Annotated in this window: 13 protein-coding genes; 4 read left to right on the top strand and 9 right to left on the bottom strand. The window is 69.9% G+C overall.

Going from position 1 to position 14,112, the window contains the following annotated elements:
* The first annotated feature begins 14 nt into the window (after nt 1–14).
* Together E2493_RS12245 and E2493_RS12240 are read left to right on the top strand one after the other, a co-directional pair.
* A complete protein-coding gene (locus E2493_RS12245; protein ID WP_225421435.1) occupies nt 15–302 on the top strand; it encodes a hypothetical protein in 288 nt (95 codons plus the stop codon).
* Nucleotides 299–1,243 carry a fatty acid desaturase gene (locus tag E2493_RS12240; RefSeq protein ID WP_135087166.1) on the top strand — a complete coding sequence of 315 codons (945 nt, stop codon included), beginning with the start codon at nt 299–301 and terminating at the stop codon, nt 1,241–1,243. Before E2493_RS12245 ends, E2493_RS12240 begins: the two co-directional genes overlap by 4 nt.
* Before the next feature lie 21 nt (nt 1,244–1,264).
* On the opposite strand, the gene E2493_RS12235 is transcribed toward E2493_RS12240, so the two are convergent.
* Nucleotides 1,265–1,471: a hypothetical protein gene (locus E2493_RS12235; protein ID WP_225421433.1), complete on the bottom strand. Its 207-nt coding sequence runs from the start codon at nt 1,469–1,471 to the stop codon at nt 1,265–1,267.
* Nucleotides 1,472–1,583: 112 nt separating this feature from the next.
* Between E2493_RS12235 and E2493_RS12230 the strand changes: the two genes are divergently transcribed.
* A complete protein-coding gene (locus tag E2493_RS12230; RefSeq protein ID WP_167737503.1) occupies nt 1,584–3,560 on the top strand; it encodes a putative bifunctional diguanylate cyclase/phosphodiesterase in 1,977 nt (658 codons plus the stop codon).
* A gap of 42 nt (nt 3,561–3,602) precedes the next feature.
* Here the strand turns inward: E2493_RS12230 and E2493_RS12225 are convergent, their stop codons facing one another.
* Nucleotides 3,603–4,541 carry a crotonase/enoyl-CoA hydratase family protein gene (locus E2493_RS12225; RefSeq protein WP_135087160.1) on the bottom strand — a complete coding sequence of 313 codons (939 nt, stop codon included), beginning with the start codon at nt 4,539–4,541 and terminating at the stop codon, nt 3,603–3,605.
* A gap of 247 nt (nt 4,542–4,788) precedes the next feature.
* On the opposite strand from E2493_RS12225, the gene E2493_RS12220 reads away from it, so the two are divergent.
* Complete coding sequence (locus E2493_RS12220; protein ID WP_135087158.1) at nt 4,789–6,132, top strand: OmpP1/FadL family transporter; 1,344 nt, start codon at nt 4,789–4,791, stop codon at nt 6,130–6,132.
* Between the two features lie 195 nt (nt 6,133–6,327).
* Here E2493_RS12220 and E2493_RS12215 read toward each other — a convergent pair whose 3' ends face one another.
* The 7 genes from E2493_RS12215 to E2493_RS12185 all read right to left on the bottom strand — a co-directional run bounded on the left by E2493_RS12215 (nt 6,328) and on the right by E2493_RS12185 (nt 14,066).
* Nucleotides 6,328–6,747 carry a hypothetical protein gene (locus E2493_RS12215; protein WP_135087156.1) on the bottom strand — a complete coding sequence of 140 codons (420 nt, stop codon included), beginning with the start codon at nt 6,745–6,747 and terminating at the stop codon, nt 6,328–6,330.
* Between the two features lie 41 nt (nt 6,748–6,788).
* A complete protein-coding gene (nagZ, locus tag E2493_RS12210) occupies nt 6,789–7,796 on the bottom strand; it encodes a beta-N-acetylhexosaminidase (protein WP_135087154.1) in 1,008 nt (335 codons plus the stop codon).
* A gap of 13 nt (nt 7,797–7,809) precedes the next feature.
* A complete protein-coding gene (locus E2493_RS12205; RefSeq protein WP_135087152.1) occupies nt 7,810–8,532 on the bottom strand; it encodes an SPOR domain-containing protein in 723 nt (240 codons plus the stop codon).
* Complete coding sequence (gene argS, locus E2493_RS12200; protein WP_135087150.1) at nt 8,532–10,262, bottom strand: arginine--tRNA ligase; 1,731 nt, start codon at nt 10,260–10,262, stop codon at nt 8,532–8,534. Before argS ends, E2493_RS12205 begins: the two co-directional genes overlap by 1 nt.
* 69 nt (nt 10,263–10,331) lie before the next feature.
* A complete protein-coding gene (locus tag E2493_RS12195) occupies nt 10,332–10,976 on the bottom strand; it encodes an NAD-dependent epimerase/dehydratase family protein (RefSeq protein ID WP_135087148.1) in 645 nt (214 codons plus the stop codon).
* A 1-nt stretch (nt 10,977) separates the two neighbouring features.
* A complete protein-coding gene (locus E2493_RS12190; RefSeq protein ID WP_135087146.1) occupies nt 10,978–12,141 on the bottom strand; it encodes a deoxyguanosinetriphosphate triphosphohydrolase in 1,164 nt (387 codons plus the stop codon).
* Nucleotides 12,138–14,066 carry an SPOR domain-containing protein gene (locus tag E2493_RS12185; RefSeq protein ID WP_135087144.1) on the bottom strand — a complete coding sequence of 643 codons (1,929 nt, stop codon included), beginning with the start codon at nt 14,064–14,066 and terminating at the stop codon, nt 12,138–12,140. The genes E2493_RS12190 and E2493_RS12185 overlap by 4 nt, the downstream gene beginning before the upstream one ends.
* Between the last annotated feature and the right edge of the window lie 46 nt (nt 14,067–14,112).

Genomic DNA, 14,112 nt, shown 5'->3' with positions numbered 1-14,112 from the left:
TCGCCTCGGCGCCGATGATTAACGCGGCGTCCACCATGATTGTCCTGGCTGCGGCCGCCATGCTATTCGGCTTGAGAATTGAGGGGCAAAGGGGAAATTCCGGAACCATGCAGCAGGCGCTGAAAGGCATCTTCTTCGTGATGCCGTTGTTGTTTGGTATCGGCTTCATCGCGCCGGTCACGGCCGAGCTGATCGTGCTCGCGGGGATCGCGCCTCCGCTCGCCCTCTCCCCGCTCGCGGCCGGCTTGATCTTCGGATCCCTGTGGGGCGGCTACGCCACCATCAAGGGCAGCTGGCTGTGAGCGCCCAGCCTCTCGAGACCGTCGCCGGCCGCGCCGCGGACGCCGCGCCGGAGGTCCGCACCCCTGCCGCCGGTCCTGCGCGCGACGAGCGGCGGCAGCTGCTGCTGCGCGAGCGGGAGATCGCCGCGCGGCACATGGGCGTGCCGATGTGGGGCTATTCGGTCGCCGCCCTCGGCGGCTTCGCGCTCTGGGTGGCGCTGTTTCCGCTGGCGATGGCCGGAATCATCCCGCTGTGGCTCGGCTTCCTCGTCTCGGCGACGCTCGCCACCGGCGGCTACGTCACGTCGCACGAGGCGATGCACAGCAACATCGCGCGCAAGGGCGAGCCGCTGCGCTGGCTGAACGAGCTGGTCGGGCAGGTGAGCACGATTCCGCTGATCTTCCCGTTCAGCATGGCGCGGATCATGCACCTGCAGCATCATTACCATTGCAACGATCCGCTGCGCGATCCGGACTATCCCGACGAGGCGCCGAGCGCCTGGCAGGCGATCGTCAAGACCTGGCTCAACCGCCAGCCGCGCAACGGCGGCTCGATCCACCATTACAAGCGCATCCTGGCCGAGCTCGATTCGCCCGCCTCGCGGCGCGCGCAGCGCGACACCGCCCTCCTCCAGCTCGGCGCGATGGCCTTCTTCTTCGCGATGGCGTGGAGCGGCTACGCGCTGGTGATCGCGGCGATCTGGTGGCTGCCGCGGCATATCGCCTTGTCCTACATCCGTTTCTATCTGAGCTGGGCGCCGCACCACCCGCGCACCAAGCAGGGCCGGTACGAGAACACCAAGGTGTTCAAGAGCCGGCTCGGCCACATCATGTCGATGGGAATGGAGACCCACCTCGTCCACCATCTGTACCCCTCGATCCCGAACCACAGGACCAAGGCGGCCTATTTCGAGATGCGTGACGTTCTGGCGGCGCGCGGAATCGACGTCAGCCCGCTCTGAGCGGGCGCTCGCGCCGGCCGGTCAGAGACCGGGATAAGCGGCGCGATAATCGAGCAGCGGCCCGTCGACGACGAGCAGCCGGTTGAGGCGCGGATAGCGACCGATGAAGCGCTCCGTTCCCGCCGACATGGTCACCGCCCAGGGATGGCCGTCGGCCGTGGTGAGGACGAGCTCGACGCGGCCGGGGGCGCCGTTCTGGAACATGAATGCGTGCGGTCGGGAAGCCATGTCGTCCAACATGGCTGGCAAACCTTCATAAATGCTTTCTCGTTCCCGCCGCGGGTCCTTAATCAGAGATAAAGGAGTTGCCGCCACAAGGGCCCCGGGGATGGAGGGGGCTTTGGCCAGCATCATCGGCAAGTTGCGCGAAATCGGAAAGATCGACAGGACGGTGGCGGACGAGGTCCGGCGCTCGCTGGTCGACACCTTGTTCATTTCACCGACCTCGCTGGCCGCGGGCGCGCTCGCCGGCGCGATCGTATCGGCGGCAATCGCGATCAGCTCGGGCGATCCGTGGCTGCAGATGTTCGCCCTCGCCATTTCGCTGACCGGCATCGGACGTGTCGCCCATGCCGTCTTCTTCCGCGCGCGGGTGCGCGAGGCGACCGACGAGCGGACCCGCTCCGAAGTGGTCTACGAGTTCGGCGCCTGGGCCTATGCGCTGCTGCTCGGCCTGCTCACCCTCGCGACCATGTTGCGCAGCGACAATGCGCTCTACCATCTGATGGCGGCGTCGCTCGCCACCGGCTACGCCGCCGGCATCTGCGGGCGCAATGCGGCCCGGCCGATCATCGCCATCGTCCAGCTCTCGCTGGCGACCGCACCGATCGCGATCGGCCTGCTGATCAGCGACGACCCGCTGCGCTGGGTGCTGGGCTTCGTCTTCTGCACCTTCATCGTCGGCATGATCGACATCACGCTGCAGACCTATTCGGCCGTGCTGAAGGCGATGTCGGCGACTCACGAGCAGAAAAGGCTGACCGCGCGGTTCGAGCGGCTCGCCCGCTTCGACACGATGACCGGCCTCGAGAATCGCGGCGCCTTCCAGGAGCGGCTGGCGACCGAGCTCGCCGATGCGATCGCCAAGGGCGAGACGCTCGCCGTGCTCTGGGTCGATCTCGACAAGTTCAAGGAGATCAACGATTCGCTCGGCCACCCGACCGGCGACCGGGTGCTGTGCACGATGGCGCGGCAGCTCTCGTCGATCGTCGACGGTCGCGGCTCGGTGGCGCGCTTCGGCGGCGACGAGTTCGTCCTGCTCGCCCGCGGCCGCTCGAAGCGCTTCGTCCAGGATCTCGCGCGGGAGGTGATGCGCGGCCTCTCGCTGCCGATGAACATCGACGGAGTCTCGCTGCAGGTCACCGGATCGGTCGGCGCCGCGGTCGCGCCCGATCACGGCAGCGACGGCGACACGCTGCTGCAGCACGCCGACATGGCGCTCTACCACGCCAAGGCGAACGGGCGGAACGACTTCTGCCTGTTCGAGGAGACGATGGAGCACCAGTTCCACGAGCTCCGCAACCTGGAAGCGGCGCTGCGCGTCGCGATCGAGAAGGAGGAGCTGGAGGTCCATTACCAGCCGATCGTCGACCTGCGCACCGGGAAGGTCAGCTGCTGCGAAGCGCTGCTGCGCTGGAACCATCCGGAGCTCGGCCCGATCAGCCCGGCCAAGTTCATCCCCGTCGCCGAGAGCACCGGCCTGATTGCCCCGCTCAGCCACTGGGTTCTCGCCCAGGCCTGCAACGCCGCGGCGCAATGGCCGGGCGGCGTGACGGTGGCGGTCAACATGTCGCCCGCCCTGCTCAAGGACCTGCACCTCTCGCACATGATCCTGTCGTCGCTCTACACCAGCGGCCTCTCGGCCGACCGGCTGGAGCTCGAGATCACCGAATCGGTGCTGCTGGAGGACAATGCCCAGGCCAATACGCTGATCCGCGAATTCCAGAAGATCGGGCTCAAGCTGTCGATCGACGATTTCGGGACCGGCTATTCGTCGCTGGCCTATTTGAAGAAATATCGCTTCGACAAGATCAAGATCGACACCAGCTTCATCGCCGACGTCACCCGATCGAAGGAAGCGCGGGCGATCATCCACGCGCTCGTCGGTCTCGCCGCCGAGCTCGACATGGAGATCGTCGCGGAAGGCATCGAGACCGAGACCCAGCTCGGCTACGTCACCGGCGCCCGCTGCACCGCGGCGCAGGGCTTCTACCTCGGCCGGCCGTCGCGCGAGGACGTGATCCGGCGGAGGCTGGAGGCCCAGGCGAAAGGCGAAATCTGGTCGGCCGAGGTCGAGGTCCTCCAGCGCCGCGCCTGAGGCGGGACCGGCGGACCAGCGCTGCCGCGCCGGCCCGCGACGTCAGACCGCGGCGAGGCGGGACTGGGCCTCGACGAGGCGCTTCATCAGCTTGAGATCGCTCGGCGTCAGGCTGAGCGCGGCGTCGGCCCAGACGTCCACCACCGCCTCGAGCTCCTCGAGCGTGATCGGAGCGATCAGCCCGGAGGCCTGGTAGATGCCGTGGTGCCCGGTCTGCTTGCGGCCGTTCTTGGCGATATAGGCGCGCACCGCTTCCTCGCCCTCGCCCGGCTCGGCGAGGATGTGGACCAGGCCGAGCTCGTACATCTCCTCGGCCGAATAGAGGCGGTTGGAGAGCATCATCTGCTCGGCCTTGGCGGCGCCCAGCTTGCGGGTCAGCAGGCAATGCGCGCCCATGCCCGGAAACAGGCCGAAGGCGATCTCCGGCAGGCCGAAGCGGGCGCCGCGCTCGGCGACGATGACGTTGAACGAGAGCACCGCCTCGAAGCCGCCGCCGAGGGCGTCGCCCTGCACCAGAGCGATGGTGACCAGAGGAAGATCGAGCGCGCGCATGTTGTTGTGGAGGATCGAGACGCAGTCGCGGCCGTAGCGCACCAGGCCTTCGCGGTCGCCGCGGGCGATGAAGCCGGCGAACAGGTCGAGATCGCCGCCGAGATTGTAGATGCCCGGGAAGCGCGAGCCGAGGACGAGGTATTTGAGCGCCGCTTCGGGGCCCGCGAAGCTCTCGCGGATGCCGGCCTGCCAACGCTGGAAGTCGCGCAGCATCGCCGGATTGAAGTTCGGCCGATCGACCGGTGTCATCCAGGTCCACAAGGCGCTCGCCGCCGCGTCCCAGCGGACCTCGAGCTGGCCGAGGTCGAGCAGGCGCCCCGCCGGCGCGCCGGCGGGGCGGGTGGGAAGTACGGCGCCGCCCGACGAATCGAAGGCGCCCGGGAGCGACTCGGCTTCGCCTGCCGCCTCCAGACTGAAAAACTGATTCATCGTTTGCCCCCAGACATTTGGTTTACATGCTTGTAACCATATCAAACCTGCGGCGACAATCGGGCCAATCCCCATTCGCAACTTTACTTGGTCCAGTGTGGCGCGAAGGTCCCGGTCGGACGGGCTTTTGCTCCGGGGTCGCCGAAACACCTTCCGACGCGCCAAAACAGCTTGAGAAACAAGGGCCTCGCCCGTAATCGTCCTGCGGCCGGCGGGGGGCGCCGGCGCTTTCATCGATGGGGTATCAATGCGTAATTCAAGTCGGTCGGCGACGCGCCGCATCCAGGCGCTGTCGCTTTTCGGGACTGCCGGCGCGTGTCTCTTAACGGCCTGGCAGCCGGCCGAAGCCGCCGGTTTCTACCTTCAGGAACAATCGGTTAGGGGATGGGGGCGAGCCAATAGCGGCGAGGTGGCGGACCAGGGTCCGGCGTCGCTGTGGTGGAACCCGGCCGCGACCGGCTGGGCCGAGGAAGGCCGCGAGAACCTGAAGATCGATGCCGCCTTCGGCGCGACCGCGATCCTGCCCAACGGCCAGGTCGTCGACCAGGGCACGCTGATCGACCGCCCGGTCGTCGCGCCGGCACCGGTGGGTGGAGCGGCGGTGATGCACGACCCGATCGTCAAGGGCGTACTGCCGAGCGGATCGGTGGCCGTGCGCCTGGCCGACCGGCTTTCGATCGGCCTCACCGTCGCCTCGCCCTACAGCTTCACGACCGATTACGATCCGAGCGGCTGGCAGCGCTATTCGGCGATCCGCACCCGCCTGTTCAGCGTCGATGTGCAGCCCTCGATCGCCTACGCCGCGACCGACTGGCTCAGCCTCGGCGCCGCGCTCAACGTCGAATATGCCGATGCGTGGCTGTCCAACGCCTTGCCGAACCTCGCGCCGGGCTCGCCCGATGGCCGGCTCCGCCTCACCGGCGACGGCGTGGATCTCGGCTGGAGCGCCGGCGCGCAGCTGCGGCCGGCGAAGCGGGTGACCCTCGGCCTCTCCTACAAGAGCGCGATCGAGCACAGCCTGAAGGGCAATGTCTCGATCAGCGGCCTCGCCGGCCCGCTCGCGGCGCGCAACTTCGCGGCGGAGACCACCGCGACGTTCAGCACGCCGTGGCAGCTGATCGTCGGCGGCCGGGCGGCGGTGACCGACCGAGTCACGCTCAACGCCCAAATGGTGCGCTTCGGCTGGAGCGAGTTCGACCGGATCGACCTCGCCGCGCCGCTGAGCAGCTTCATCGCCGAAGGCTATCGCAACACCTGGAGCCACGCCTTCGGGATCGACGGCAAGGTCTCCGACGCGCTGACCGTGCGCGCCGGCATCCAGTTCGACCAGACGCCGACCCGCGACGCCAGCCGCGATGCGCGTGTGCCGGACGGCAATCGGATCAACTACAATGCCGGGCTGAGCTACCGGCTCGGCCGGAGCGCCGTGCTCGACGCGGCGATCGGCTTCACCGATCCGGAGGCCGCGCCGATCGCCAGGGACGAGACCTTCTACGCCGGCACGCCGGCGCAGACCGACGTCCTTACCGCGGGGAGGACGGGCGACGCCCATGTGGTCGTGCTCTCGCTGGGCGGCCGGATCGGCTTCTAGAAAGGAAAACGGCGTCCCGGCGGGGGGAGGAAAAAACCCGCGCCGGGACGCCTCCAGTCACCCTTGGTCGGACCGGTGGCAGCCGGATCGACCAAGGCAGGGGGACCTTGCTCTCAGTCCGCGGCATTGAACGCTGCCCTGCCCGCGCGTTTCCCGGCGCCGCGACGATCCGTTGCGCGATGCCGACGAGCGGAATCAGCCGCAGCCGGCGGCGGACAGCTCGGCGAGGCGCGCCTCGAGCGCCTGCTGCCGTTCGATCATCGCCGGCACGTCGGGGCCGGGCGGATCGGCCTTCGGCTTCCTGTCCTTGGTCGCAGCCGCCCCGGCGCCGGCGAGCAGCCCCAGCGGGAAAGGCAGAAGGAGTCCTGCCGCGGCGCCGGCCGCGCCGCGCGCGGCATCGCCGCCCGACACTCGGACCTTGCGGCGGGGCGCCTTGCCCAGAGCGATATCGGCGATCTCCTGCCGAAGGACCTGGAGCTGCGCGGCGATCTGCGCGCGCTCGGCGGCGACCGCGGCGCAATCGACCGGGGGCGCTTGGGCGGCGACCTGCGGCGGCAGCAGGATCGAGGAAAACGCGAGCGCGAGCGCCGTGGCCCGCCCGTTCCTGCTCCGCATCACGCTCTCCTCGCCGTCACGGCGCGAGGGTAAGCCAGCGCTCAGGCGTAGGCCAGAAGCGAATCCCGCTTTTCGGCCAGCTCGTCATAGGAGGCCGTGTCCGCGTCGCCGCGGATCGTCGCCATCGCGCGCTCCAGCCGCGCGCGCGAGCGTTCGTCGATCTCCCCGAGCGCCGACGCCATCTGGACCATCTCGGCCATGTCGCCCGAGCAATGGAGCGCGAGATCGCAGCCGGCGGCGAGCACGCCCCGAGCCCGCTCGTCGAAGCCGCCGGTCAGAGCGTGCATGCACAGATCGTCGGACATCAGCAGCCCGTCGAAGCCGATCCGCCCGCGGATGATCTCGCCGATCACGACCGGCGAGAGGCTGCCCGGGCGCTCGCGGTCCCATGCCGTGTAGACGACATGGGCGGTCATCCCCATGGGCGCATCGGCGAGGGTGCGGAACGGCGCGAGGTCGTCCTCCAGCTCGGTCTCGGAGGCCGGCACGACCGGAAGCTCGACATGGCTGTCGCTCATCGAGCGGCCGTGGCCGGGCATGTGCTTGACGATGCCGACGACGCCGCCGGCGCGCAGGCCCTCGATCACCGCGCGGCCGAGGGCGGCGACCTGCATCGGCTCCGAGCCGAGCGCGCGATCGCCGATGATGTCGTGCGCGCCCTCGCGCCGGACGTCGAGCAGGGGCAGGGCATCGACGTTCACGCCGACCTCGCGCAGCATCACCGCAATCGCCTGGGCATTGGCGCGCGCCGCCTCGATCGCGCTCATCGGCGCCTTGGCGTAGAGATCGGCGAAGGCCTGGCCGGGCGGGAAGGCCGGCCATATTGGCGGACGCATCCGGGCGACGCGGCCGCCTTCCTGATCGATCAGGATCGGCAGCTCGTCGCGGCCGTGGATGGTGCGCAGATCGTCGGTCAGCGCGCGCAGCTGCTCGCGATCGGCGATGTTGCGCCTGAACAGGATGTAGCTGGCGGGATCCACGTCGCGGAAGAAGCTCCGCTCGTCCTCGGTCAGCCGTTCGCCTTCGAAGCCATAGATCGCCGGTTGCACGTTCGGGTCTGTCCTAGTCCACGCTTACACAGGATTCGCCGGCGACGCGGAGCCGGCCGCAGATGTCGCCCGCGCCGGGACCGCTCGCCCGCAGGCGGTAGAGCGTCTTGCCGCCGGCGGTGACCGGAACGACGCTGTGCGACAGCGGCGCCAGATAGGCGAACCGTCCGGACAGCGCCTTCCACGCCGAATTGGCGCTCGCCTGGCTGGAGAAGGCGCCGAGCTGCACGGTTCCGCCCGGGCCGGCGGCCGGCGGGGTCGCGGTCGCGGTCGCGGTCGCGGCGGGCGCGTTGGTCGGGGCCGGAGCGGCGATCAATGGGCCGCTCTTCGGCTGCGCCGGCGCGCTCGGCTGCGGCTGCGAGCCGGGGCCGACCGGCGCCTCGGCGACCGCATTGGTGTTGATCGCGCCCTTCGGATCGGCGCCCTCGCTGGCGGCGAAGGCGGTGTCGCCCTCGCCTTCGACGGCCATCCCGCCGGGATCGTCGGGGCGAACCTTGTAATCGCCCTCGGGCGCCTTGATCAGCTCGGCGTCGCCGCCGGCGAGCTGGTCGCTGCGATTGTTCATCCAGAAGATGCCGCCGACGATCGCGCCGATCCCCGCGAGCGCGATCAGCACGCCGACGATCATCTTCAGCGCCGAAGGCCCGTCGCCTCCGTCGTCGTCCTCGACCGCCTCCAGCCAGGGCAGGCGGTCCTCCTCGAACGGAGTGGCATCATCGGCGCGCGCGTCGGTCATCACTGCATCTCCTCGGCCGCCGTCACGCCCATGATGGCAAGCCCGTTGCGGACAATCTGCCCGATTGCCGAGGCGAGTTCCAGACGTGCGCGGGTAAGCTCCTGATTCTGTGCCAGGAGGAAACGCCGCGAGGGATCGTCGTTACCCTTGTTCCACTGCGCGTGGAGGGCTGCCGCGAGATCGGCGAGGTAGAAGGCGATGCGGTGCGGCTCGTGGGCAAGGGCCGCGCCCTCGACGATCCGCGGGAATTGCGCCGCGAGGCGGACCAAAGCCAGCTCCTCGTCGTCGAGCAGGGCGAGATCCGGCGTCGCCGACAGATCGATCCCCGCCTCGGCGGCACGGCGGTGCAGCGAGCGGATCCGGGCGTGCGCATATTGGACATAGAAGACCGGATTGTCCTTCGACGCCTCGACCACCTTGGCGAAATCGAAGTCCATCTGCGCATCGGCCTTGCGGGTCAGCATGGTGAAGCGGACGACGTCCTTGCCGACCTCGTCGACCACGTCGGCCAGGGTCACGAAGGTGCCGAGCCTCTTGCCCATCTTCACCGGCTCGCCGGCGCGAAGCAGGCGGACCATCTGGATCAGCTTGACGTCGAGCTCGACCTTGCCGTCGGTGAGCGCGCGCACCGCCGCCTGGATCCGCTTGACGGTACCGCTGTGATCCGCGCCCCAGATGTTGACGAGGCTGTCGGAGCGCTCCGCCTTGGCGAGGTGATAGGCCGCGTCGACGCCGAAATAGGTCCAGCTGCCGTCCGACTTCTTCATCGGGCGATCCTGATCGTCGCCGAATTGCGAGGAGCGGAACAGGGTGAGCTCGACCGGCTCCCAATCCTCGGGCGTCTTGCCCTTCGGGACCTCGAGCATGCCCTCGTAGACGAGGCCCCTGGCCCGCAGCGTCTCCAGAGCGCGATCGGCCGCGCCGCTGCCGATCACCTCGGATTCGAGCGAGAAGATGTCGTGGCGGATGCCGAGCTGGGCGAGGTCCGAACGGATCTGGTCCATCATCCGAGCGACGGCGGCCTTGCGGAACAGCGGCAGCCACGCGCTCTCGTCGGCGCCGACGTAGCGGTCACCATATTCCTCGGCGAGCGCCGCGCCGACCGGCTTCAGATAGTCGCCCGGATAATAGCCTTCCGGGATCGCGCCGATGTCCTCGCCGAGCGCCTCGCGGTAGCGCAGGTGGACCGAGCGGGCGAGCGTCTCGACCTGGGCGCCGGCGTCGTTGACATAATATTCTCGGACGACGTCGAAGCCCGCATATTCGAGCAGGCTGGCCAGCGCGTCGCCGACGACGGCGCCGCGGCAATGGCCCATGTGCATCGGGCCGGTCGGATTCGCCGAGACATATTCGACGTTGATCCGGGTGCCCTGGCCGAGGCGCGAGCGGCCGTAATCGTCGCCGTCCGTCAGGATGGCGCGAAGCTCGTCGTGCCAGAGCGTGGGGACGAGCCGGATGTTGATGAAGCCGGGCCCGGCGATCTCGGCGCTCGCCACCTCGTCCAGCGCCTCGAGCTTCGGCGCGATCAGCGCGGCGAGCGCGCGCGGGTTCGTGACGGCGCGCTTGGCAAGCACCATCGCCGCGTTGGTGGCGAGATCGCCATGGGCCGGATCGCGCGGCGGCTCCACCGCGACGGCCTTGCGCTCGAGGCCGGCAGGGAGCTGCCCTTCGGCTTCGAGAGCGTCGAGGATCGCGTCGATATGCGCGGCGAAGCGGGCGTAGAGGGTCACGTCTGTCGGTTTTCCGATGTGAGGAAGCGGCGCCTTAGACCAAGAGCCGGCGGATTTGAAGGCGGGCGCTCACCGGCCGGCGAGCGCACGGATTGCGCGATTGTGGTGGATGTGGGTGCCGTCCGGCGGCAGCGCCAGGGCGGCGACGATCGCATCGGCCACGATCATCGCATCGATCGCCGCGAAGCGATTGAGCGGTCCGCGCAGCAGCAGGTTGGCGGCGGGGCTGAGCGCGAGGCCGATGCGCTCTCCGACGCGGCGGTCGCCTGCGCGTTCGCCGCGCAGCAGGCCGGGGCGGAAAAGGTCCAGGCGCGCGAAGCCGAGCCCCGCCAGCAGCCGCTCCATCTCGCCTTTGGTGCGCAGGTAGAAGTTGCGCGATCCCGGGTCGGCGCCGACCGAGGAGACGGAGACCATCCGCCGGGTCCCGGCGCGTTGCGCGGCGCGCGCGAATTCGGTGACGAGGCCGAAGTCGACGCGGCGGAACTCCGCCTGGCTGCCGGCCTTTCGGATCGTGGTGCCGAGGGTCGAGATCGCCGCTTCCGGCGCCAGCTGCTCGGTGAGCGCGCCCCAGCGCTCGGCCGGCGCGACATGCTCCTCCCCTGCCCGGCCGGCGGCGCGGCGCTGGATGCGATGGAGCTCGTGGCCCTCGGCGACGAGCCGCTCCGCGAGCAATGCGCCGATCAGCCCGGTTCCGCCGACCAGCGCGATCCGCATGTCAGAAGCCTTCGGGCAGATCGATCTCGCCGACCACGCGCCGATACTCGCGGATCGCAAAACGATCGGTCATGCCTGCGATATAGTCGCCGATGGCGCGCAGGGTCGGGACATTGCCGCTCTCGGCCGGGCGCCATTGCTGGGGAAGCAGCAACGGATCGGCGCGGAAGGCCGCGGCGAGGCCGGCGACGACGCGCTGCGCCTCGACACGGACGGCGGCGACCGGCGGCGCATTGTACATATGGGCATAGAGGAAGCGCTTCAGCTGCCGCTCCTCAGCCTCGAGCGCCGCCGAGAAGCCCGCGAGGGCACGGCCGGCGGCGCGTACCTCGTCGACATTGCGCACGCCCGCCTCGGCCACCCGCCGCTGCGTCTCCTCGAGCACGTCGTTGACCATCAGGCCGATCTGGTCCCGCACCAGCTCGGGGTGGAGCCGCTCCTCGGGGAGATCGGGGTATCGCGCGCGCACCCGCTCCCAGGCGCGGGCGACGAACGGCACCTGCAGCAGCTCGTCGAGCGAGAACAGGCCGGAGCGCAGGCCGTCGTCGATGTCGTGATTGTCGTAGGCGATGTCGTCGGCGATTGCGGCGATCTGCGCCTCGAGGCTCGGCCAGGTGGCGAGATCGAGCGGGAATTCGGCGTCCGCCTCGGCCAGGGCCCAGCTCGGCTGCGCCACCGGACCATTGTGCTTGGCGAGCCCCTCCAGCGTCTCCCAGCTCAGGTTCAGCCCCGGGTGGCGCGGATAGGGCGTCTCGAGCCTGGTCAGCAGGCGAATGGTGTTGGCGTTGTGATCGAAGCCGCCGGCCTCGGCCAGCGCCTCTTCCAGCGCGTCCTCGCCCGAATGGCCGAACGGCGGATGGCCGATGTCGTGGGCGAGGCAGAGCGCTTCGGTAAGGTCTTCGTTCAGCCCCAGCGCCCGCGCCATCACACGGCCGATCTGCGCCACTTCCAGGCTGTGGGTCAGGCGGACGCGGAAATGGTCCCCGTCCGGCGCGATGAAGACCTGCGTCTTGTGGCGCAGGCGGCGGAACGGGATCGAGTGGATGATCCGGTCGCGGTCGCGCTGGAAGGCGTCGCGCGGCCCGCGCGTGCCGCCCTGCGAATCTCCGTGGAGCCGGCCCCGCGTCGCCGCAGGGTCGCAGGCGCAAGCGGCAAGCGACGTCACTTGGCGGGAAGCTTCTCGATCTTCTGACCGGCCTCGCTCGTCCAGGCGAAGCCGTCGAGTTTCGATTTGGCGAGCTCGTTCACGAATTCCTGCGCTTCCTTTTCGGTCTTGAAGGGGCCGACGAGGAGGCGGTTAGTGGCTTTGAGCGGCGTCGTCCATGCGCTGCGGGCGGCGAGCAATTTCGGCGCCTTCGCCTTGAGGCGGTCGAACTCGCGGGGCAGGGCCGCCTTCTGCGCGCCGCCGGCGACCTGGACCCACACCCGCGCCGGCTCGGCAGGCGGTGCCGGCTTCTTCGCGGTCGCCTGCGCCTTGGCCGGCGTCGCGGCCTTGCCGGCACCCGGCTTGGCGGCCTTGTCGTCCTTCTCGGCGGCAGCCGTCTTCACGGTCTTCGCCTCCTTCGCCGGCGGCGCGGCGACCTTGGGTGCCGGCTTGGCAGCGGCCGGCTTGGCGGCGGCGGGCTTGGCGGGCGCCGGCTTAGGCTCGGCGATCACGTCCGGAAGAGCGGCGACGGTGGCGGCCACGTCGGCCAGCCGGCTGCCGGCGGCCTCGTCTGCCGGCGCGGCGGACTCGGACGCAGGCTCGGTCGCCGTGGGGAGCGAGAAAGCCGGCGCCTCGGACGGTGCGAGCGCGGCGGTCTCGATCGGCCGCGGCTCGGCCGAGCCGGTCTGCGATCGAGACGGAACTGAGGGCTGCAGGATCGCAGCCGCGGTTTCGGTGGGCTGGGAGACGGCCGCCGCACCAGGGTTCACCGCGGGCGTGCCCTGCGCCGGCACGCTGGCGGCGATCTGAACGGGCAGCGTCGCGGCCGGCGCCGGGGCCTTCACCGTTTCGGCACGAGCGGGGACCGGCGCGAGCTTCGTTTCACGCGGCGTCTCGGCAGGCGCGGACTGCGAGGACGCGGCGATCACCGACTTCGACGATCGTGCGCCGCTGCTTGCCGGCTTGGACGCCTCGGGCTGGCGGCGGGCGCTGCTCAGCGCACGGCTGCCGGCCGACCAGGAGACGCGCGCGCTGGGACCCGCCGGCGCCGGCTCACGGCTGGCGAGCTGGGTGTCGCGCGCCTTCGGATCGGGGTTGCGGCCAAGGCCGGCCTGACGCGGATCGGTCGCCCCCGCAGCGACCGGATCAGCCGCGGCGTAGGTGTTCGGCAGCGGCCCGGCGCTCTGGCCCGACTGCGGGAAGACGCCGAGATGGACCGCCCGCGCCCGCTCGGCGACGTTGAGACCCGACAGGCGCTCCAGGAACGGGGCCATCGCGCTGCCGCGTCCACCCGGCATCGAGGCCTGGACCGCGCGCACCGCACCGGCGGAATCGCCGGTGGCGGCGAGGATCAGGGCGCGTGTCCGCTCCGCATCGCGATCGCGCACGCGCAGCTGATCGTCGAGCAGGCGCAGCGCCGGCTCACGCTCGCCGCTCAGCGCCAATGAAAGAGCGAGACGGCGGGTGACCTCGGGGTTGGCGCCCTTCTGCAGGGCGAGGCGATAGTCGCGCTGGGCGCGGCGGGGATCGCCGCTGATGTCCCAGGCAAGGCCGCGTTCGCCGGCCACATCGGCCTCCGGAGCGCCGAGGCTCACCGCCTGGTCGAAGAACTTGAGCGCGCCTTGCGGCTGCTGCAGCTGGACCAGAGCCGAGCCCATCCACATCTTGATGCGGCCGTCGCGCGGCGCGATCTCCTCGGCGCGGCCGAAGAAGGTGAGCGCGGCCTGGGCATCGCCGAGCGCGAGCGCGGCGCGGCCGGCGCCCATCAGCGGATCCAGGCTCTGCGGATTGGCGGCAAGGCTCTTGAGGTGGCGCGACAGCGCCTGGCTCGGGCTTTCCTGAAAGGCGGACGCGAGCTGTGCGCCGGCGGGTACGGCCGACAGCATCAGTCCCGCTCCCAGCATGGCAAGGCCGAACCGGGTGCCCCTCGTCTGCGATTTCGTCATGACGTCATCTTAGAACGAAGCGCGGCTGAGTGGGCAATGAGCGTGC

This window comes from Sphingomonas parva (ex Maeng et al. 2020) (genome assembly GCF_004564275.1).
In the GTDB taxonomy this organism is placed as follows: domain Bacteria; phylum Pseudomonadota; class Alphaproteobacteria; order Sphingomonadales; family Sphingomonadaceae; genus Allosphingosinicella; species Allosphingosinicella parva.
Note: the sequence above shows the minus strand (reverse complement) of the source record. Positions and strands in the feature narration are given on the sequence as shown.